1 protein-coding gene is annotated in these 306 nt (G+C 67.6%); it reads left to right on the forward strand.

What is annotated here, in order from left to right:
• Nucleotides 1-306 (forward strand): DNA gyrase modulator (locus EN824_RS34345; protein WP_348631548.1); only part of this gene is annotated, 306 nt, incomplete at both ends.

The following is a 306-nucleotide window of genomic DNA, read 5'->3' on the forward strand; positions in this document are numbered from 1 at the left end:
ACCGAATCCTCGGAAAGCGAGGACGTTTCGCTGCGCGTCTTCGTCGGCCAGCGCGTGGCGAGCGTCTCGGCCACCGCCGCTTCCGATCCAAACGCGCTTGCCGAGCGCGCCGTCGCCATGGCCAGGGTCTCGCCCGAAGATCCGTTCCAGGGCCTCGCCGATCCGGCGCTGCTTGCCCGCAATTTGCGCGATCTCGATCTCTTCGACCCGCCCGAGGTTTCGGCCGACCAACTGAAAGAGGCCCCCCTTGCCGCCGAAGCGGCGGCATTGGCTGTCAAGGGCGGCACTCATTCCTTGGGCAGCAGC

The sequence above is a fragment of the Mesorhizobium sp. M8A.F.Ca.ET.181.01.1.1 genome (assembly GCF_004792025.1).
In the GTDB taxonomy this organism is placed as follows: Bacteria; Pseudomonadota; Alphaproteobacteria; order Rhizobiales; family Rhizobiaceae; genus Mesorhizobium.